The following is a 17,571-nucleotide window of genomic DNA, read 5'->3' as shown; positions in this document are numbered from 1 at the left end:
GCAGAACCGGCGTCTGGCTGCTAACCTCCGCGCCCGGGCCTGATCTGCGGCAAGGCTTGCCGCAGCAGGGGCGTGAGGTCCTCCGGCCGGTTGGCGAAGGCGGCGAGGAAGTCCTCGCGCATGCGCCCGGTCCAGAACTGGTTGATATGGTCGGAGACGGAAGCGGCCGCTTCCGTCTCCGGATACGCCTTGAAGAAATCGGCGATCTGCCCGGCCATGCGCCGGAGCTTCTCGACGTTCTCAGCGTGGTGATCGGTGGTCAGGCCGGCCTCCGTCATCGGGCGATGGTCTCGGTTTCGGGCGCGAGAGCACCGGTGAAGACGATGCAGCCGTCGCGCCGCGCCACGGCGGCCAAGGTCAGGCCGAGATGTCGGGCGCGCTCGATCGCGAGCGAAGTCGGTGCGGAGATCGCGACCAGCGTACCGGCGCCGAAGATCGCGGCCTTCTCGACCATCTCGAACGAGGCGCGGCTGGTGACGAGCAGGAAGCCTTCGCTGGCATCCGCTCCGGCGCGGAGCCGCGCCCCGATCAGCTTGTCGAGCGCGTTGTGGCGGCCGACATCCTCGCGCACCGCCAGGATCGCGCCGGAGGCATCGCACCAGGCGGCGCCATGGACGGCGCGGGTGAGCTGGTTCAGCGGCTGATGCTTGTCGAGCGCGGCGAGTGCAGCCTCGATCGCTGCGGCAGATACGGCACGAGAAGCCCGCGTCGCCGCATCGGCCATCGGGATTTCCTCGATGGTCTCGACACCGCAGAGCCCGCAGGAGGTCCGGCCCGAGAGATTGCGCCGCCGCGCCAGATGCTCGCGGAAGCGCCCCGGCGCGAGCTCGACCGTGACGATGACGCCCTCGTCCTTCGGCTCGACGGCAATGGCGCGAATCTCGTCCGCGCCGCGCACGATGCCTTCGGTCAGGCTGAATCCGGCAACGAAATCCTCAAGATCCGACGGGCTCGCCATCATCACCGCATAGGGCATGTTGCCGTAGACGATGTTGATGGGAGTCTCGACCGCGACCTCGATCTCGCGCGCGCCCTCCTGCGCCGCGCCGAAACGCAGCGGCTCGGCCGTGACGGCGGCCGAGGCCGGCGGCTGGGCTTCGCGGTTATTCCGCGGCATCGGGCAGGCGCTCCGCGATCCGGCGCAAGGTCACGTCTTCCTCGAAATTCTTCTCCTGCCAGGCGGAATACGCGTTGGTGCGCCGGACCTCAACGGCGGTGACCTTGTATTCCGGGCAGTTCGTCGCCCAGTCCGAATAATCGGTGGTGATGACGTTGGCGCCGGTCTTGGCATGATGGAAGGTCGTGTAGACCACGCCCGGCTGCATCCGCTCGGAGATCACGGCACGGAGCGCGATATCGCCCGAGCGGCTGGCCAGCGCGACGAGGTCACCGTCGCGGATGCCGCGGCTCTCGGCGTCGAAGGCATGGATCTCCAGCACGTCCTCGTCATGCCAGGCGCCGTTCTCGGTGCGCCGCGTCTGCGCGCCGACATTGTATTGCGAGAGGATGCGGCCCGTCGTGAGCAGCAGCGGGAAGCGCGGTCCCGTGCGTTCGTCGGTCGGGATGTATTCGGTGATCATGAACTTGCCCTTGCCGCGCACGAAGCGGTCGACATGCATCAAGGGCGTGCCGGTCGGCGCTTTGTCGTTGCAGGGCCACTGCACCGAACCCAGCTTCTCCAGCTTGTCATAGGAGACCCCGGCGAATGAGGGCGTCAGCCGCGCGATCTCGTCCATGATCTCGCTGGGATGGCCGTAGGCCATCTCGTAGCCGAGGGCGCGGGCCAGATCGATCGTGACCTGCCACTCGTCCTTGCCGGCGAGCGGCGCCATCACCTGCCGGACGCGGTTGATGCGCCGCTCGGCATTGGTGAAGGTGCCGTCCTTCTCCAGGAAGGAGGCGCCCGGCAGGAAGACATGGGCGTATTTCGCCGTCTCGTTCAGGAAGATGTCCTGGATGACGACGCATTCCATCGAGGCGAGGCCCGCCGTGACATGCTTGGTGTTGGGGTCGGACTGGGCGATGTCCTCGCCCTGGACATAGAGGCCCTTGAACGTGCCCTCGACCGCCTCGTCCAGCATGTTGGTGATGCGCAGACCCTGTTCGGCATCGAGCGGCACGCCCCAGAGCATCTCGAAGACCTGCCGGGTCGAATCGTCGGAGACGTGGCGATAGCCCGAGAACTCGTGCGGGAACGAGCCCATGTCGCAGGAGCCCTGGACATTGTTCTGCCCACGCAGCGGATTGATGCCGACGCCGTCGCGCCCGATATTGCCGGTCGCCATGGCGAGGTTCGCCATCGCCATCACCGTGGTCGAGCCCTGGCTGTGCTCGGTGACGCCGAGCCCGTAATAGATCGCGCCATTGCCGCCGGTGGCATAGAGCCGCGCCGCCGCGCGTACATCGGCCGCCGGCACGCCGGTATAGGTCTCGCTCGCCTCCGGCGAGTTCTCCTCGCGGGCGACGAAGCGGGCCCAGTGCTCGAAATCTCCGAGATCGCAGCGCTCCCGCACATAGGCCTCGTCGATCAGCCCTTCGGTGACGACGACATGGCTGAGCGCATTGAGCAGCGCGACATTGGTGCCGGGCCTGAGCGGCAGGTGGTAATCCGCCTTCACATGCGGCGACTGCACCATGTCGATCTTGCGGGGATCGGCGACGATCAGGCGGGCGCCCTCACGGATGCGCTTCTTCATGCGCGAGGCGAAGACGGGGTGTCCGTCGGTCGGGTTGGCGCCGATGATCAGGATGACGTCGGATTTGGCGACGGACTTGAAGTCCTGCGTGCCGGCCGAGGTGCCGAGCGTCGTCCGCAGGCCGTAGCCGGTCGGCGAATGGCAGACGCGGGCGCAGGTATCGACATTGTTGTTGCGGAAGGCGGCGCGCACCAGCTTCTGGACGAGGAAGACCTCCTCGTTGGTGCAGCGCGACGAGGTGATGGCGCCGACCGATTCACGGCCGTACTTGCTCTGGATGCGCTTGAACTCGGAGGCGGCGTAGTTGATCGCCTCTTCCCACGACACTTCGCGCCACGGGTCGGTGATCTTCGCCCGGATCATCGGCTTGGTCATGCGGTCGGTATGGGTGGCATAGCCCCAGGCGAAGCGGCCCTTGACGCAGCTATGGCCCTCATTGGCCTTGCCGTCCTTGTAGGGCACCATGCGGATGACGCGGTCGCCCTGCATCTCCGCCTTGAACGAGCAGCCGACGCCGCAATAGGCGCAGGTCGTGACCACCGAATGCTCGGGCTGGCCATGCTCGATGACCTTGTTCTCCATCAGCGTTGCGGTCGGGCAGGCCTGCACGCAGGCACCGCAGGAGACGCATTCGGATCCCAGGAAATCGGTCGGTCCGGCCGCGACACGCGAGTCGAAGCCGCGGCCGGTGATCGTCAGCGCGAAGGTGCCCTGCACCTCCTCGCAGGCGCGCACGCAGCGATTGCAGACGATGCATTTCGACGGATCGTAGGTGAAATAGGGGTTCGACGTATCCTTCGCGAGCCAGTTCTCGTTGGCGAGCCCGTCTGAACCCTTGGCGAAGACGTGGTTCTCGCCCTCGTAGCCGTAGCGCACCTCGCGCAGGCCGACAGCGCCGGCCATGTCCTGCAATTCGCAATCGCCATTGGCCGAGCAGGTCAGGCAGTCCAGCGGATGGTCGGAGATGTAGAGCTCCATCACGCCCTTGCGTAAGGACGAGAGGTTCTCCGACTGAGTGCGGACGACCATGCCCTCTTCAGCGGGCGTCGTGCAGGAGGCGGGTGTGCCGCGCCGTCCCTCGATCTCGACGAGGCAGAGCCGGCAGGAGCCAAAGGGTTCGAGCGAGTCGGTGGCGCAGAGCTTCGGAATCGCCGTTCCCATGCTCATCGCCGCCGCCATCACCGAGGTGCCGGCCGGCACCGTGACGCTCTGGCCGTCGATGGTCAGCGTCACCGTCTTCTCGGAGAGACGGATCGGCGTGCCGTAGTCGATTTCCTTGATCAGGGCCATGGCGGCATCCTCATATCCGGCGCTCGGCGGTAGGCTCTCCTTCTCCCCTTGCGGGAGAAGGTGGCCGCGCAGCGGCCGGATGAGGGGGCGCGCTGCGGTCCCCGCTCTGCAATCTGGAAGGTGCAAGACGGGCGGCGTCGCGCGACCCCTCACCCCAACCCTCTCCCGCAAGGGGAGAGGGGGCAGGGCAGGGCCCCTCACGGTCGAAATCTTCGGGGAAATGGTTGAGCGCGCTCAGCACCGGCATGGGGGTGAGCCCGCCCATCGCGCAGAGCGACGCGTCGGTCATCAGCTTCGAGAGATCGCGCAGCACGGCGATGTTCTTGGGAACCTCAGTGCCGGCGATGATGCGGTCCATCGTCTCGACGCCGCGTGTCGCGCCGATCCGGCAGGGCGTGCACTTGCCGCAGCTTTCCTTGGCGCAGAAGGCGAAGGCGAAGCGGGCCTGCTTGGCCATGTCGACGCTGTCGTCGAACACGACGATGCCGCCATGGCCGAGCATCGCCCGCATGGCCGCCAATGCCTCGTAATCCATCTGCACGTCGAGCTGCCCGGCCGTCAGATAGGCGCCGAGCGGCCCGCCGACCTGCACGGCCCGGATCGGCCGGCCCGAGAGCGTGCCGCCGCCCATATCCTCGATGATCTCGCGCAGGCTGATGCCGAAGGCGAGCTCGATCAGCCCGCCGCGCTTGACGTTGCCGCCGAGCTGGATCGGCAGCGTGCCGCGCGAGCGCCCCATGCCGTAATCGGCATAGGCCTGCGCGCCGTGGTCCAGGATCCAGGGTACGGCGGCGAAGGAGAGCACGTTGTTGACGACGGTCGGCTTGCCGAAGAGGCCTTGCAAGGCCGGCAGCGGCGGCTTGGCCCGGACGATGGCGCGCTTGCCTTCGAGGCTTTCGAGCAGCGAGGTTTCCTCGCCGCAGATATAGGCGCCCGCGCCGAGCCGCACTTCCAGGTGGAACGCGTGCTCCGAGCCCAGCACCGAGGCGCCGATCAGCCCGGCGGCTTCGGCCTTCAGGATGGCGCGCTGCAAAGTGCGGTAGGCATGCGGATATTCGGAGCGCAGATAGATGTAGCCGCGCGTCGCCCCGACCGCGATCGCCGCGATCGTCATGCCCTCGATGGTGAGATAGGGGTCGCCTTCGAACAGCATCCGGTCGGCAAAGGTGCCGCTATCGCCCTCGTCGGCATTGCAGACGATGTATTTCTGCTCGGCTTTCGCGTCGTGGACGGTCTTCCACTTGATGCCGGTCGGAAAGCCGGCGCCGCCGCGTCCGCGCAGGCCGGAGGTCTTCACCGCCTCGACGATCTCGCCGCCGGTGAGCGCCAGCGCCTTCTCCAGTCCCTTGAAGCCGCCATGGGCGCGATAGTCCGCGATCGAGAGTGGGTCGATGACGCCGACGCGCTCGAAGGTGAGGCGCTGCTGGCGCTTCATCCAGTCGAGCTCCTCGGTCTTGCCGAGGCGCAAGCCATGCGCGCCGCCTGTGACGAGGCCGGCATCGAAAAGCGAGGGCACGTCCTTGGCCGCGACCGGCCCGTAGGCGATGCGGCCCTCGTTGGTCTCGACCTCGACCATGGGCTCCAGCCAGAGCATGCCGCGCGAGCCGTTGCGGACAACCTCGATGGCAAGCCCGCGCACCGCCGCTTCGCTGGCGATGGTCTGTGCGACGGCCTCCGCGCCGACTGAGAGGGCGGCAGCGTCGACGGGAACGAAAATCCGGACCGGGTTGGCGCTCATGAATGCGCACTTCCGTGCTGGCAGAGCCCGGCGATGCGGGCGGCATCGACGCGCCCGATCAATTCGCCATCGACCAGGGCGGAGGGCCCGAGCGCGCAATTGCCGAGACAATACACCGTTTCCACGACGGCGTCGCCGGCATGGTGGCCGTCGACCGTGATGCCGTGGTTCCGGGCGAGGTCATCGACGACGTGTTCGCAGCCCAACGACTGGCAGGCTTCGGCCCGGCAGAGCTTGATGACGCGCGTCGGCTGCGGGGTGGTCTTGAAGTCGTGGTAGAAGGAGATCGCGCCATGGACCTCGGCGCGCGACAGGTTCAGTACCTCGGCGATCAGAGGCACGGCTTGCGGGTCGACATAGCCGAACTCGTCCTGAAGGGCGTGCAGCATCGGCAGCGTGGCGCCTTCAAGCTGCGCCAGCCCTGCGACGATCATGCGCGCGCTGTCCTGATCCCAGGCCGGATAAGCCGCCATGTTTCCTCCATAGGCCCGGTTCGCCGGGCGCTCGTTAAGGGGAGGGTGGTTGAAACTGGAATGATTTCAAATCGTTTCTTTCGAAGGCGTGATAGGTTTTGACTATCAAAACGAGGCGATGGCAGCTGGTGTGGCGTGAAGGACCAGATTTCATGGCTTGAAAGTTTCGGAAAGCTGGGATTTTGCGCTGCACAATGCGGTGGTGGTTCTAAGACGATAGGCGAAGTCTATCGTACGATCGGGCGCCGCGGGAGCCCGGCATCGGCGACGGGCTTCGTCATCATCAGGAGGTTGCGCGCGAGAGGCGCGACGGGCTGCCGGTCGGCCACGATCAGCCCGATCGTGCGCTGCGCCTCGGGCTCGACCAGCGACAGCGCCCTTGTGCCGAGCGGCACGCCGAAGAACTCCAGCAATTGCAGAGAGACGATGCTGGCGACGCCCTGGATGCCGGCATGCGAACATAGGTTGAAGATCGAATTGGTCTCGATCATCGGCCGGGGCGCCGTGCCGACCGAGCGGAAGATGCCGTCGATGATGCGCCGGTTCTGCATGTCGCCGGTGAGCAGGCAGAGCTTCTGCTCGGCCGCTTCCGCCCAGGTGATCGTATCGCGCGCACCGAACGGCCCGTCCTCGCGCGTCAGCAGCACATAGGATTCCTGGTAGATCGGCTTCGAGATCACCCGGTCGAGCGGCTCGTTGTCGAGATAGGTCAGGCCGACATCGAGCTCGAAATCGTCGATGCCCTGCTGGATCTCCTGCGAGGTCAGCGAGAGCACGGTCAGCGACACCGCCGGGTAGCGTTCCGAGAAGGGCGCGGTGATATGGGCGATCATCGGCAGCGCGGTCGGGATCGCGCCCAGCCTGATCCGGCCGGAGACGCCCTCGCGCAGTTCGGCGATCGAATCCTTCATCACCTCGGCCTCGGCCAGGATGCGCCTGGCATGGGCAAGGACGACCTCGCCCTCCTTGGTGAAGCCCTGGAAGCGCCGCCCGCGCTCGACGATCATCACGCCGAGTTCCTCCTCGAGCTGCACGATCGCGGCCGAGAGTGTCGGCTGCGAGACATGGCAGGCCTCGGCCGCGCGGCGGAAATGCTTCTCGCGGGCGAGCGCGTCGAGATAAACCAGTTGGCGAATGATCATGATGTCGTGTCGGCCGCGGCACCGGTCGCCGCGGGCGCGAGCATCGGCATAGCCGCGCGCCGTTGCAAGGGCGGCGGTTGCATTCCTGCAAACAGCCTGTTGCTGCCGGGGCAACGCTCTGAGAATTGCGTTGCGGCAATCCCGCCCCTACCTCCCGGAGGCCGGGATGGCCGGCAGGCAAAGGGCTGCGTCGCGGCCTCAGGATGATCATGGCACAGGAACTGGAATTCGGGCTCGACACCTTCGGCGACGTCACCAACGGGGCGGATGGCAAGCCGCTGCCGCATGCGCAGGTGATCCGCAATCTGGTCGACGAAGCCGTCCTGGCCGATCAGGTCGGCATCGATTTCATCGGCGTCGGCGAGCATCACCGGGCCGATTTCGCGGTCTCCTCGCCGGAGACGGTGCTGGCCGGCATGGCGACGCGCACCAGCCGGATCAAGCTCGGCTCGGCCGTGACCGTGCTTTCCTCGGACGATCCGGTCCGCGTCTTCCAGCGCTTCGCGACGGTCGACGCACTCTCGAACGGGCGCGCCGAGGTCATCCTCGGCCGGGGCTCCTTCACCGAATCCTTCCCGCTCTTCGGCCTCGACCTGCGCGATTACGAGAAGCTGTTCGAGGAGAAGCTCGATCTCTTCGCCGGCCTGCTGCCGCAGGAGCCATTGACCTGGCAGGGCTCGATCCGTCCGCCGCTCAAGGACCAGCTGGTCTATCCGCCGGTCGAGAACGGCCCGCTCAAGACCTGGATCGGCGTCGGCGGCAGCCCGGAATCGGTGGTGCGCGCGGTGCGCTACGACCTGCCCTTGATGCTCGCCATCATCGGCGGCGACCCGTTGCGCTTCAAGCCGTTCGTGGACCTCTACCACCGCGCCTACGGCCAGATCGGCAAGCCGGCCAAGCCCGTCGGCGTGCATTCGCCGGGCTATGTCGCGGCGACCGACGAGCAGGCCAAGGAGGAGTTCTTCCCGGCCTTCAAGCAGATGCGCGACCGCATCGGCGCCGAGCGCGGCTGGCCGCCCATGGGCCGGGACGAGTTCGAGCAGGAGGTCGCGCGCGGCTCGCTCTATCTCGGATCGCCCGAGACGGTGGCCCGCAAGATCGCTGCGACCGCCAAGGGGCTGGGCATCGCCCGCTTCCAGCTCAAGTACAGCGCCGGGCCGCTGGAGCACGAGAAGGCGATGGAGTGCATCCGGCTCTACGGCGAGAAGGTCGTGCCGCTGGTGCGGGAGATGCTGGCCTGAAGGTCCAATGCCGCAGCGCTCCCTCCATGGTCATCCCGGGCGGAGCGCAGCGGAGACCCGGGATCCAGGCCTGAACCTTCTGCGGAAGCGCTCCGGAATGGATCCCGGATCGGCGCGGCTTCGCCGCTTGTCCGGGATGACCGCATACGGGATTGGGCCGGAGTGCTTAGGGCGCCTTCAACGGATCGACCGAGAGCGTCCGCTTCAGCGCTCTCAGGCCGAAGGTCGTCCGCGTCTGCCGGACACCCGGAATGCGGTAGATCGTTCCGCGCAGGAACCGCTCGTAATGGTCGGTGCCGCTGACCACGACCTTGGCGAGATAGTCGTACTCGCCGGTGACCAGATGCGCCTCGACCACCTCCGGCGCGCGGCTCAGCGCCTCGCCGCATTGGTCGAGCACCTGATCGTCATGCTTGTCGAGCGTGATCTCGACGAAGACGATGTTGTTGTAGCCGAGCGCCTTGTGGTCGAGCAGCGCGACGTATTTCTCGATCGCGCCGGATTCCTCCAAGCGCTTCACCCGCGTCCAGCAGGGCGAGGGGGAGAGCCCCACCTTCTCGGCCAGGGCCTGCGTGGTCAGGCGCCCGTCATCCCGCAACGCAGCGAGAATCTTGCGATCGATCAGATCGAGAGCAGGACCGTTCTGGCTCTTTTTATTCATCGGGTGATCATTCTGCAAACGAGGTAGATTGCGGCAATTTCTTCTGCCTGATTTCATCGTTTCCGGCAAATTCGGAATGAACCTCTGAGGCTCCCCCGCTAGCGTTGGTTGCAAGGGGAACGATCGCCGGCGGGCTGTGCGTCCTGCCGCATCACGAAGAGCGCGACAGGCGCTTGCGGGATGCGCGCGAAGGCGGAATGCTGGTGGCGTCAGGGATGGAGGCGCTCATGAGCAGCGACAAGTCAGGCCAGGCGCCGACAGCAACCCAGCCACTGCAGTTCCATGTCCCGAAACCAGCGAGCCGTCCGGGTGAGAAGCCGGATTTCTCCCATGTCGTGATCCCGAAGGCGGGCTCGGTCGCGCGCCCGCCCGTCGATGTCGATCCCAAGGACATCCGCGACCTCGCCTATTCGATCATTCGCGTGCTCAACCGCGAGGGCGAGGCGGTCGGCCCCTGGGTGCCCGATCTCTCGCATGACGACCTGATCCGGGGTCTGCGCCACATGATGACGCTGCGCACCTTCGACGGGCGCATGCAGATGGCGCAGCGCCAGGGCAAGACCTCGTTCTACATGCAGCACACCGGCGAGGAGGCGGTGAGCTGCGCCTTCCGCATCGCGCTCCAGCCCGGCGACATGAATTTCCCGACCTATCGCCAGGCGGGCCTGCTGATCGCCCACGACTACCCGCTCGTCGACATGATGTGCCAGATCTACTCGAACGAGCGCGACCCGATGAAGGGCCGGCAACTGCCGGTGATGTACTCCTCCAAGGAGCACGGCTTCTTCTCGATCTCCGGCAATCTCGCGACGCAATACGTGCAGGCCGTGGGCTGGGCGATGGCTTCGGCGATCAAGAACGACACCCGCATCGCCGCTGCCTGGATCGGCGACGGCTCGACGGCGGAATCGGATTTCCACGCCGCGCTCGTCTTCGCCTCGACCTACAAGGCGCCGGTCGTGCTCAACGTCGTCAATAACCAGTGGGCGATCTCGACCTTCCAAGGCATCGCGCGCGGCGGCTCCGGCACGTTTGCTGCGAGGGGGCTCGGCTTCGGCATCCCGGCCTTGCGCGTCGACGGCAACGACTACCTCGCGGTCTATGCGGTCGCGCAATGGGCGATCGAGCGCGCCCGCCGCAATCTCGGGCCGACGCTGGTCGAGTATGTCACCTATCGCGCCGGCGCCCATTCCACCTCGGACGACCCCTCCGCCTACCGCCCCAAGCACGAATCCGACGATTGGCCCTTGGGCGATCCGCTGATCCGCCTGAAGCAGCATCTGATCGCGGTCGGTGCCTGGTCGGAAGAGCGCCACAAGCAGGCGGAAGCCGAGATCCTCGCCACCGTCATCGCCGCGCAGAAGGAGGCCGAGAGCTTCGGCACGCTGCATTCCGGCGGAAAGCCCTCGGCGCGCGACATTTTCGAGGACGTCTATGCCGAGCTGCCGCCGCATCTGCGGCGCCAGCGCCAGCAGATCGGAGTGTGACGCCATGGCACGCATGACGATGATCGAGGCGATCCGCTCCGCCATGGACGTCTCCATGGGCCGCGACGACGATGTCGTGGTCTTCGGCGAGGATGTCGGCTTCTTTGGCGGCGTCTTCCGCTGCACCCATGGCCTCCAGCAGAAATACGGGGTGTCGCGCTGCTTCGACGCGCCGATCAGCGAGGCCGGCATCGTCGGCACCGCGATCGGCATGGCCTCCTATGGCCTGAAGCCCTGCATCGAAATCCAGTTCGCCGATTACATGTACCCGGCCTATGACCAGATCGTCTCGGAGGCCGCCCGCCTGCGCTACCGCTCGGCCGGCGACTTCACCTGCCCGCTGGTCATCCGCATGCCGACCGGCGGCGGCATCTTCGGCGGTCAGACCCATAGCCAGAGCCCGGAAGCGCTCTTCACCCATGTCTCGGGCCTGAAGACCATCGTCCCCTCGAACCCCTATGACGCCAAGGGCCTGCTGATCTCGGCGATCGAGGACCCCGACCCGGTGATCTTCCTCGAGCCGAAGCGACTCTATAACGGCCCCTTCGACGGTCATCACGAGCGCCCGGTGACGGCCTGGTCGAAGCACGAACTCGCCGACGTGCCGGAGGGCCATTACACCGTGCCGCTCGGCAAGGCGGTGACGCGGCGCGAGGGCTCGGCCGTCACCATCCTCGCCTATGGCACCATGGTCCATGTCGCACTGGCGGCGGCCGAGGACACCGGCATCGACGCCGAGGTGATCGACCTGCGCACCCTCGTCCCGCTCGACCTCGAAGCGATCGTCGCCTCGGTCCAGAAGACCGGCCGTTGCATCGTGCTGCACGAGGCGACGCTCACCTCAGGCTTCGGCGGCGAGCTTACGGCGCTGGTGCAGGAGCATTGCTTCTATCATCTGGAGGCGCCGGTGATGCGCGTCACCGGTTGGGACACGCCCTATCCGCATGCGCAGGAATGGGACTATTTCCCCGGCCCCGCCCGCCTCGGACAGGCGCTGCGCGACATCATGGAGGCACGCTGATGGCCGAGCGCATCATCAAGCTGCCGGATGTCGGCGAAGGCATCGCGGAAGCGGAACTCGTCGAGTGGCACGTCAAGGTCGGGGACATCGTCCGGGAGGACGACCTGCTCGCCGCCGTGATGACCGACAAGGCAACGGTAGAAATCCCGTCGCCTGTCGAGGGCGAGGTGACTTGGGTCGGCGCCGAGGTCGGCGACACCGTCGCGATCGGCTCGGCCATCGTGAAGCTGAAGGTCGCGGGCGAGGGTGCCGCGGCCGAGGAGCCGGCGATGGATAACCTCAGCCCTCATCCTGAGGAGCCGCGCAGCGGCGTCTCGAAGGATGCTCCAGCGGGTTCCGGAGCCTCTTCGGCCATCCTTCGAGACGCCGTTCCCAAGGGAACGGCTCCTCAGGATGAGGGCTCGCGGAGTGGGCAGCGCGCGCCGGCCAAGCCAGTCGCACCGCCGCCGCCGAAGCTCGCGCGTGCCGACGCAGCCCCGGCCCAGCGCCGCGCGCCGGGCGAGAAGCCGCTGGCTTCGCCGGCCGTGCGCCTGAAGGCGCGCGAGGCCGGGGTCGATCTGCGCCAGGTCCAGGGCACCGGCCCTGCCGGCCGCATCAGCCATCAGGATATCGACGCCTTCCTGCTGCGCGGCCCGGAGCCCACCCGCGGTGGCGGGCTCGTCGAGCAGAGCGCCGTCACCGAGGTCAAGATCGTCGGCCTGCGCCGCCGCATCGCCGAGAAGATGGCGCTGTCGAAGTCGCGCATCCCGCACATCACCATCGTCGAGGAGGTGAACGTCTCAGCCCTGGAGGACCTGCGCGCGACGCTGAACAAGAAGCCGACGCCGGAGCGGCCGAAGCTGACGCTGCTGCCCTTCCTGATGCGCGCCATGGTCAAGGCGCTCGCCGAGCAGCCGGCGCTGAACGCGCTCTATGACGACGAGACCGGGATCGTGCGCCAGCATGCCGCGATCAATATCGGCATCGCCACGCAGACGCCGACCGGCCTGATCGTGCCGGTGGTGAAGCATGCCGAGGCGCGCGATCTCTGGGGCTGCGGCATCGAGCTCGCCCGACTCGCCGAGCGCGGCCGCGACGGCACTGCGACGCGCGATGAGTTGACGGGTTCGACGATCACCATCACCTCGCTGGGCGCGCTCGGCGGGATCGCGACCACGCCGGTGATCAACTATCCGGAAGTCGCCATCGTCGGCGTCAACAAGATGGTCGTGCGCCCGGTCTGGGACGGCACCACCTTCGTGCCGCGCAAGATGATGAACCTCTCCTCCAGCTTCGACCATCGCGTCATCGACGGCTGGGACGCCGCCGTCTTCGTGCAGCGGCTGAAGGAGCTGCTGGAGAACCCGGCCACGCTCTTTGTGGATCTGTGACGTGATGGTTGTGGTGCCTGAACAGAACGGGTCATCCCGGACGCAGCGAAGCGAAGATCCGGGATCCATGCCTGAACCTTTCCTGGGAATGCTCCGGCATGGATCCCGGGTCGCCCTTCGGTCGCCCGGGATGACGGCGTGGTTCGGGCGAGACATTCTCCCCTGCGGTGGTGGAGCGAACGCATGACCGAAATCACCTGCAAGCTCCTCGTCATCGGCGCCGGCCCCGGCGGCTATGTCTGCGCTATCCGCGCCGGCCAGCTCGGCATCGACACCGTCATCGTCGAGAGCACCAAGCTCGGCGGTTCCTGCCTCAATGTCGGCTGCATCCCCTCCAAGGCGATGATCCATGTCGCCGAGGAGTTCGAGAAGGCGGCCGAGGCCGCCGCCGGCAAGACGCCTTTCGGCCTGACCGCGGCCGAGCCGAAGCTCGACCTGAAACAGGCCGTGGCCTGGAAGGACGGCATCGTCCAGCGCCTCAACAACGGCGTTGCCGGCCTGCTGCGCAAGGCCAAGGTCAAGATCGTCCATGGCAAGGCCCGCTTCCGCGACGGCAAGACCGTCGTGGTCGAGACCGAGACCGGCCCGAAGACGATCCAGGCCGAGGCCATTGTCATCGCGACCGGCTCGGCGCCGGTCGAGCTGCCCTTCCTGCCCTTCGGCGGGAACGTGATCTCCTCGACCGGTGCGCTGGCGCTGACCGAGGTGCCGAAGCGCCTCGTCGTGGTCGGCGGCGGCTATATCGGGCTGGAACTGGGCACCGCCTTCGCCAAGCTCGGCGCCAAGGTCACGGTCGTTGAGGCGCAGGACAAGATCCTGCCGCTCTACGATGCGGAACTGACCGGCCCGATCTCCAAGCGCCTGACCGCGCTCGGCGTCGAGGTGCTGCTAGGGGCCAAGGCGCTCGGTCCGATGCCCAAGAGCGACGCGCAGAAGGGCGACGGCCTGCGCATCGAGACGGCCGATGGCAAGGAGCGGAGCCTGCCGGCCGACAAGATCCTGGTCACGGTCGGCCGCAAACCGGTCACCGACGGCCTCGGCCTCGAAAACCTCGTGCTCGATATGGATGGCCGCTTCATCCGCATCGGCGAGCGCTGCGAGACCGCGATGCGCGGCATCTACGCCATCGGCGACGTCACCGGCGAGCCGATGCTGGCCCATCGCGCCATGGCGCAGGGCGAGATGGTGGCGGAGATCGTCGCCGGCCTGCCGCGGGCCTGGGACAAGCGCGGCATCGCGGCGATCTGCTTCACCGATCCCGAGATCGTCTCGGTCGGCCTGTCGCCCGAGGAGGCCAAGCGTGCCGGCCATGAGCTGAAGATCGGCCAGTTCCCCTTCGCCGCCAATGGCCGCGCCATGACCCGCCATGCCGAGGCCGGCTTCGTTCGCGTCGTCGCGCAGGCCGGCAGCGAGCTGGTGCTCGGCATCCAGGCGGTCGGGCAGGGCGTCTCGGAATTGTCGGCCGCCTTCGGGCTCGCCATCGAGATGGGCGCGACGCTGCAGGACATCGCCGGCACGATCCACGCTCATCCGACGCTGGGCGAGGCCTTCCCGGAAGCGGCGATGAAGGCGCTCGGCCACGCACTGCATATCTGAGCGGGCCCGGCGCTCTGCTCCAGGAAAAGGCGCGTGTCATCCCGGCCGTAGCGCAGCGAAGAGCCGGGATCCATTTCGGAGCGCTTCCGACAGAGGTTCAGGCATGGATCCCGGGTCTCCCTTCGGTCGCCCGGGATGACCCGCGTTCGGCTCTGGCAGGGGCACCACAACCCCCCGCGACCGATCCGCGCAGGCGGTCGGCTATGATGCATACAATCTTGACATTGTCTGTATCGAGCGCGATCTGAAGAGCGACGTCGAACGAACGGCGCCGCCCCGAGGAGATATTCCATGTCCGGCGAGCACTGGCCGCCACTCTCTCCGCTCCAGACCGGCCTGCGCGGCCGCTGCCCGCGTTGCGGGCAGGGCAAGATGTTCGAGAGCTTCCTGAAGCTGAAGCCGAAATGCGAGAATTGCGGCCTGGATTATGCCTTCGCCGATCCCGCGGATGGCCCGGCCTTCTTCGTGATGATGTTCGTCTGCATCCCGGCCGCGGCTTTCCCGCTTTGGCTGGAGCTGTCCTACAATCCGCCGACCTGGGTGCATCTGGTCACGACGCTGCCGCTGATCCTGCTGACCTGCATCCCGCCCTTGCAGCCGCTCAAGGGCTGGCTGATCGCCTCGCAATATTTCCACAGGGCCGAGGAAGGCCGGCTCGCGCGCCCGGTACCACAGGACAAGCCGGTCACTTCAAGCTGAGCTGATCGGCGCGCTCAGCCTCCGTCGCGGATCAATCCGGCGAGCAGGCTGAGTGCTTCCGCCAGTCGTGCTCGCTCAGGGATCGCGCCGAGCGCGATCCGGATGGCATCCGGCGCAACGCCGCCCGTGCTGAACGCATCGGCGGCCATGACGCCGAGCCCGGACTCGCGAGCGCGTTCGATCAATCGGTCGCGCGCCCAATGCGCTGGCAGGAGCTGCCAGACATGCAGTGCGTATGGGTGCGCTTGCATCGTCTCGGGCAAAATCTCGCGTGCCAGCGACTGCCGCTCGGCCGCCTCGCGCCGCACGCCCTCAAGCAAGTCTTTTGCCGCGCCGATCCGGATCCAGTGCGCGGCGAGCGCCGTCATCAGGGGCGCGGGCATCAGGGCAGTCGCGCGCAGGGCCGCAAGGAAGGAGGCACTGTCGGTGCCTTCTGGCATGACGACGAAGGCTGTGCGCAGGCCGGGCGTCAGCACCTTTGACAAGGTGGCGACATGCCATGTCCGCTCCGGCGCCAGCGCTGCGAGCGGCGTGGGCGCATCGCCTGCGAGCAGGCTGTAGGGATCGTCCTCGATCAGGATGAGATCGCGGCGGCGGGCGATGGCGACGAGGTCCTGCCGGCGCCGTTCCGGAATGGTGATGCAGGTGGGGTTCTGCAATGTCGGCGTCAGCGCGAACAGCTTCGCGCCATGCCGGTCGGCGGTTTCTTCGAGAGCGTCGGGCAGGGGGCCGGCATTGTCGCTTGCTACCGGCACGACTGAGAGCCCGCGCTGCCGCGCCGCGCCGATCAGCCCGGGATAGGTCAGCGGCTCCATCAGGATCGTGTCGACGGGCTGCGCCAGCAGCGAGAGCAGGGCGTTGAGCGCGGTCTGTGCACCGGGAACGACTGCAATACGCTGCGGCGGAACCGCGCCCATCAAAGGCGCGAGCCACGCGGCCCCGGCCGCGCGCTCGGCCAGAGAGCCTGCACCGCCATGGTAGTTCATCAGCTGGTCGGCATCGCTGCGCGCCAGGATCTCGGCGATGCCGCGTTGCATCAGCTCGCCCAGCCGCAGGCCCTTCGGCGCAGGCGGTATGGTCATGCTGAGATCGAGCGGCGGCCCTTCCTGCTCACGCCTGGCCGAGATGAAGGAACCGCGCCCCGTCACCGCGTCGATCAGCCCGCGCTCGCGCGCTTCGCCGAAGGCGCGCGTCACCGTGGTGAGATCGACCGCCAGATGCTCGGCGAGCCGGCGCTGTGGCGGCAAGCGGTCGCCCGGCCGCAGCAGCCCGTTCGCGACGGCCTGTTCGAGTTGCGCGACGATCTGCAGGTAGCGCGGTCCCGCAGCCGGATCGAGCCTGCCGATCCAGCGGATCGCATCGTCGGTTTCGGCCATCGCCAAGCTGGTTTCCATACATTCATTGGATTGTAGGTATCGCATAGCGCGCCTCGACCCCTCGCGCCAGTGGCATGCCGTCGCCGCCCTGTGCTTTCGCGGAGATGCCGGTGGTGGCGGGCTTCCTCTCCTGTCATAGAGCGATTTCAGCCGGGACCGGAGACAGGGTATGGCACGCCTGCGCCTCGATGCGCTCGACCGCAAGATCATAGGGGAATTGCAGATCAATTCGCGCCTCTCGGTGCAGGATCTGGCTGAGCGCGTGGGCCTGTCGGCCTCGCCCTGCGCGCGGCGCATCCGCATCCTGGAGGAGGCCGGCGTCATCACCGGCTATGCCGCGATCATCGACCAGACCAAGGTCGGCCTGCCGATCAGCGTCTTCGTCTCGATCAAGCTGGAGCGCCAGCGCGAGGACGAGCTCGACCGCTTCTCGCAGGCCGTGGCGCGCTGGCCCGAGGTGGTCGACTGCTACCTGATGACCGGTCAGCGCGATTACCTGCTGCGCATCGTCGTGCGCGATCTGCCGGCCTATGAGCGCTTCCTCAAGGACAAGCTCACCCGCCTCGACGGGGTCGCTTCAATCGAGTCGAGCTTTGCGCTCGGTCAGGTGAAGCGCTCCAGCGCGCTGCCGATCGCGGCGGTGCCGGAGGAGGATTAGGCGCAGCTCTCACCGGCCGTCATCCCGGACAAGCCGCGAAGCGGCGCCGATCCGGGATCCATGCCTGAACCGTTCCGGACTGGATCCCGGGTCTCCCTTCGGTCGCCCGGGATGACGGCGGAA

Annotated in this window: 15 protein-coding genes; 7 read left to right on the top strand and 8 right to left on the bottom strand. The window is 67.1% G+C overall.

Annotation, left to right across the window (positions count from 1 at the left end):
• Window positions 1–20: 20 nt before the first annotated feature.
• From AC6RIC_RS23965 to AC6RIC_RS23940, 6 genes are all read right to left on the bottom strand, one after another.
• On the bottom strand, window positions 21–278 hold the full coding sequence (locus AC6RIC_RS23965; protein WP_499734217.1) for a formate dehydrogenase subunit delta: 258 nt from the start codon (window positions 276–278) through the stop codon (window positions 21–23).
• Window positions 275–1,117 carry a formate dehydrogenase accessory sulfurtransferase FdhD gene (gene fdhD, locus AC6RIC_RS23960; RefSeq protein WP_499734216.1) on the bottom strand — a complete coding sequence of 281 codons (843 nt, stop codon included), beginning with the start codon at window positions 1,115–1,117 and terminating at the stop codon, window positions 275–277. The genes AC6RIC_RS23965 and fdhD overlap by 4 nt, the downstream gene beginning before the upstream one ends.
• Window positions 1,104–3,986, bottom strand: coding sequence for a formate dehydrogenase subunit alpha (gene fdhF, locus AC6RIC_RS23955; protein WP_454658446.1), 2,883 nt, complete (start codon window positions 3,984–3,986; stop codon window positions 1,104–1,106). Before fdhF ends, fdhD begins: the two co-directional genes overlap by 14 nt.
• Before the next feature lie 10 nt (window positions 3,987–3,996).
• On the bottom strand, window positions 3,997–5,724 hold the full coding sequence (locus AC6RIC_RS23950) for a formate dehydrogenase beta subunit (protein ID WP_499734215.1): 1,728 nt from the start codon (window positions 5,722–5,724) through the stop codon (window positions 3,997–3,999).
• The gene (locus AC6RIC_RS23945; RefSeq protein WP_499734214.1) at window positions 5,721–6,197 is read right to left on the bottom strand and encodes an NAD(P)H-dependent oxidoreductase subunit E; all 477 of its coding nucleotides are present in this window, start codon (window positions 6,195–6,197) and stop codon (window positions 5,721–5,723) included. Before AC6RIC_RS23945 ends, AC6RIC_RS23950 begins: the two co-directional genes overlap by 4 nt.
• A 227-nt stretch (window positions 6,198–6,424) precedes the next feature.
• A complete protein-coding gene (locus AC6RIC_RS23940; RefSeq protein ID WP_454658443.1) occupies window positions 6,425–7,339 on the bottom strand; it encodes a LysR family transcriptional regulator in 915 nt (304 codons plus the stop codon).
• A 209-nt stretch (window positions 7,340–7,548) separates the two neighbouring features.
• Here AC6RIC_RS23940 and AC6RIC_RS23935 point away from each other — a divergent pair, with 209 nt between their 5' ends.
• On the top strand, window positions 7,549–8,580 hold the full coding sequence (locus tag AC6RIC_RS23935) for an LLM class flavin-dependent oxidoreductase (RefSeq protein ID WP_499734213.1): 1,032 nt from the start codon (window positions 7,549–7,551) through the stop codon (window positions 8,578–8,580).
• 166 nt (window positions 8,581–8,746) lie between these two features.
• Here AC6RIC_RS23935 and AC6RIC_RS23930 read toward each other — a convergent pair whose 3' ends face one another.
• On the bottom strand, window positions 8,747–9,241 hold the full coding sequence (locus tag AC6RIC_RS23930) for an Lrp/AsnC family transcriptional regulator (RefSeq protein ID WP_257734931.1): 495 nt from the start codon (window positions 9,239–9,241) through the stop codon (window positions 8,747–8,749).
• Window positions 9,242–9,468: 227 nt separating this feature from the next.
• Here AC6RIC_RS23930 and AC6RIC_RS23925 point away from each other — a divergent pair, with 227 nt between their 5' ends.
• The 5 genes from AC6RIC_RS23925 (at window position 9,469) to AC6RIC_RS23905 (ending at window position 15,414) form a co-directional block, all read left to right on the top strand.
• Entirely contained in the window at window positions 9,469–10,728 is a 1,260-nt protein-coding gene (locus tag AC6RIC_RS23925; RefSeq protein ID WP_499734212.1) for a 3-methyl-2-oxobutanoate dehydrogenase (2-methylpropanoyl-transferring) subunit alpha, read from the top strand.
• Window positions 10,729–10,732: 4 nt separating this feature from the next.
• Window positions 10,733–11,749: an alpha-ketoacid dehydrogenase subunit beta gene (locus AC6RIC_RS23920; protein WP_499734211.1), complete on the top strand. Its 1,017-nt coding sequence runs from the start codon at window positions 10,733–10,735 to the stop codon at window positions 11,747–11,749.
• Window positions 11,749–13,119 (top strand): dihydrolipoamide acetyltransferase family protein, encoded by a 1,371-nt coding sequence (locus AC6RIC_RS23915; RefSeq protein ID WP_499734210.1) that lies wholly within the window; start codon window positions 11,749–11,751, stop codon window positions 13,117–13,119. The genes AC6RIC_RS23920 and AC6RIC_RS23915 overlap by 1 nt, the downstream gene beginning before the upstream one ends.
• A gap of 183 nt (window positions 13,120–13,302) precedes the next feature.
• Window positions 13,303–14,715, top strand: coding sequence for a dihydrolipoyl dehydrogenase (gene lpdA / locus AC6RIC_RS23910; protein WP_499734209.1), 1,413 nt, complete (start codon window positions 13,303–13,305; stop codon window positions 14,713–14,715).
• 291 nt (window positions 14,716–15,006) lie between these two features.
• A complete protein-coding gene (locus AC6RIC_RS23905) occupies window positions 15,007–15,414 on the top strand; it encodes a DUF983 domain-containing protein (protein WP_454658436.1) in 408 nt (135 codons plus the stop codon).
• 14 nt (window positions 15,415–15,428) lie between these two features.
• On the opposite strand, the gene AC6RIC_RS23900 is transcribed toward AC6RIC_RS23905, so the two are convergent.
• Window positions 15,429–16,835: an aminotransferase-like domain-containing protein gene (locus AC6RIC_RS23900; protein ID WP_499734208.1), complete on the bottom strand. Its 1,407-nt coding sequence runs from the start codon at window positions 16,833–16,835 to the stop codon at window positions 15,429–15,431.
• Window positions 16,836–16,959: 124 nt separating this feature from the next.
• Between AC6RIC_RS23900 and AC6RIC_RS23895 the strand changes: the two genes are divergently transcribed.
• The gene (locus AC6RIC_RS23895) at window positions 16,960–17,448 is read left to right on the top strand and encodes an Lrp/AsnC family transcriptional regulator (protein WP_336814057.1); all 489 of its coding nucleotides are present in this window, start codon (window positions 16,960–16,962) and stop codon (window positions 17,446–17,448) included.
• Window positions 17,449–17,571 lie beyond the last annotated feature (123 nt).

Source organism: Allobosea sp. TBD101, assembly GCF_059817965.1.
This window is presented reverse-complemented; position numbering and strand designations above follow the sequence as displayed.

Coding starts and splice junctions, on each gene's coding strand:
- AC6RIC_RS23965 (WP_499734217.1), bottom strand. CDS start 278: ATGACGGAGGCCGGCCTGACCACCGATCACCACGCTGAGAACGTCGAG.
- AC6RIC_RS23900 (WP_499734208.1), bottom strand. CDS start 16,835: ATGCGATACCTACAATCCAATGAATGTATGGAAACCAGCTTGGCGATG.
- AC6RIC_RS23935 (WP_499734213.1), top strand. CDS start 7,549: ATGGCACAGGAACTGGAATTCGGGCTCGACACCTTCGGCGACGTCACC.
- AC6RIC_RS23895 (WP_336814057.1), top strand. CDS start 16,960: ATGGCACGCCTGCGCCTCGATGCGCTCGACCGCAAGATCATAGGGGAA.
- fdhD (WP_499734216.1), bottom strand. CDS start 1,117: ATGCCGCGGAATAACCGCGAAGCCCAGCCGCCGGCCTCGGCCGCCGTC.
- lpdA (WP_499734209.1), top strand. CDS start 13,303: ATGACCGAAATCACCTGCAAGCTCCTCGTCATCGGCGCCGGCCCCGGC.
- AC6RIC_RS23930 (WP_257734931.1), bottom strand. CDS start 9,241: ATGAATAAAAAGAGCCAGAACGGTCCTGCTCTCGATCTGATCGATCGC.
- AC6RIC_RS23920 (WP_499734211.1), top strand. CDS start 10,733: ATGGCACGCATGACGATGATCGAGGCGATCCGCTCCGCCATGGACGTC.
- AC6RIC_RS23925 (WP_499734212.1), top strand. CDS start 9,469: ATGAGCAGCGACAAGTCAGGCCAGGCGCCGACAGCAACCCAGCCACTG.
- AC6RIC_RS23950 (WP_499734215.1), bottom strand. CDS start 5,724: ATGAGCGCCAACCCGGTCCGGATTTTCGTTCCCGTCGACGCTGCCGCC.
- AC6RIC_RS23915 (WP_499734210.1), top strand. CDS start 11,749: ATGGCCGAGCGCATCATCAAGCTGCCGGATGTCGGCGAAGGCATCGCG.
- AC6RIC_RS23945 (WP_499734214.1), bottom strand. CDS start 6,197: ATGGCGGCTTATCCGGCCTGGGATCAGGACAGCGCGCGCATGATCGTC.
- AC6RIC_RS23940 (WP_454658443.1), bottom strand. CDS start 7,339: ATGATCATTCGCCAACTGGTTTATCTCGACGCGCTCGCCCGCGAGAAG.
- fdhF (WP_454658446.1), bottom strand. CDS start 3,986: ATGGCCCTGATCAAGGAAATCGACTACGGCACGCCGATCCGTCTCTCC.
- AC6RIC_RS23905 (WP_454658436.1), top strand. CDS start 15,007: ATGTCCGGCGAGCACTGGCCGCCACTCTCTCCGCTCCAGACCGGCCTG.